Genomic DNA, 1,186 nt, shown 5'->3' on the forward strand with positions numbered 1-1,186 from the left:
GCCGACTTCTATCTCGATGCGACGCCAGAGCCTTGTGCGAAGAACTATCGTATGTATTCCTATGTCGCCGAGGAGTTGCCGGCCCTCATCGCGGCTGAATTTCCAGCCGATATGGCACGCCAGGCAATCTTTGGCCATTCGATGGGCGGGCATGGCGCGCTGACGATTGCCTTGAAGAATCCGCAGCGGTTCAAGAGCTGCTCGGCGTTCGCCCCGATCGCCCAGCCAAGCACCGCCGGCTGGTCGAGACCGGCTTTTGAGAAGTATCTCGGCAAGGATGAGGCCTCGTGGCGAAGCTGCGACGCGACGTCGCTCATCGACGACGGATACCGCTTCCCCGAATTTTTGGTGGATCAGGGAACGTCGGATGGATTTCTTGACGACGGGCTGAGGCCTTGGCTGCTTGAGGCGGCCTGCACCAAAGCAGGTATTCCTTTAAAATTGCGGATGCAGGATGGATACGACCACTCGTATCTTTTCATCTCCAGCTTCATGGACGACCATCTGAGATGGCATGCTGAGAGGCTTTGAACCGGGCAGGCCGAAGGCATGGCCAGATGCAAACAAGGTATTGAATTCGACGCCTTACGCCGGGGGCAGAGTCCCCGCCGGCGTCAAACGCTACACATTCAGCCCGGACGCTGCCTATGCGAAAGAGCTGAAAGCGGTAGCCAGCCCCGATGAGATCCCGGAGCCGCCCTGCGGCGCCTGGGGCGAAATGCCTGACGGCATCCAGTATTTCGAGGTGCCCGAGGGTGGGGGGCGGAAAGTGCTGTTCGTGCGGATAGGCCAGGACGAGCCTTCGTTTGACGGGCAGACGCTGGAGGTGTTGCAGGCGGGGTAAATTGGTCCGGGCAGCGATCCTGGCCGCAAACAACTATTCTGGCCGTATTCCCGGCTCCGGTGTCCCACAGGGAGATGATCCCATATCAACCTCGACATGTTCCACGGTGAGGTGACTACTTTCTGTTTGATTTTGCCAGTTCATCCAGAGATTTTGCTATCTTTTCGAGTTGCTCAGGAATTCTCTTCGCTCCGGACGTATAGAAATAAGCTCGAAGATCCACAAAGAAGTTCTCGGTATAGATACGCGACCCGTAGCCATAGGATGCCTGAATTGTGAATTTGTCAGGTGTTACTATTTTGCCGCCGATCTCCTTGCCGACCTGAGGGCCTGTACAAAGAT

At 56.7% G+C, this 1,186-nt stretch carries 3 protein-coding genes; 2 read left to right on the top strand and 1 reads right to left on the bottom strand.

The features are described 5' to 3' along the window. Together fghA and ENZ74_RS32355 are read left to right on the top strand one after the other, a co-directional pair. Nucleotides 1-531 (top strand): S-formylglutathione hydrolase (fghA, locus tag ENZ74_RS32350; RefSeq protein WP_127313312.1); only part of this gene is annotated, 531 nt, incomplete at its 5' end. Then, complete coding sequence (locus ENZ74_RS32355) at nt 515-844, top strand: hypothetical protein (protein ID WP_127224108.1); 330 nt, start codon at nt 515-517, stop codon at nt 842-844. The genes fghA and ENZ74_RS32355, both read left to right, overlap by 17 nt. A gap of 115 nt (nt 845-959) precedes the next feature. Here ENZ74_RS32355 and ENZ74_RS34820 read toward each other — a convergent pair. Next, nucleotides 960-1,186, bottom strand: a 227-nt coding sequence (locus ENZ74_RS34820) for a hypothetical protein (RefSeq protein WP_206522390.1), incomplete at its 5' end; no start/stop codon positions are given.

This window comes from Mesorhizobium sp. M7A.F.Ca.CA.002.15.2.1 (assembly GCF_003998715.1).
Lineage (GTDB): Bacteria > Pseudomonadota > Alphaproteobacteria > Rhizobiales > Rhizobiaceae > Mesorhizobium > Mesorhizobium ciceri.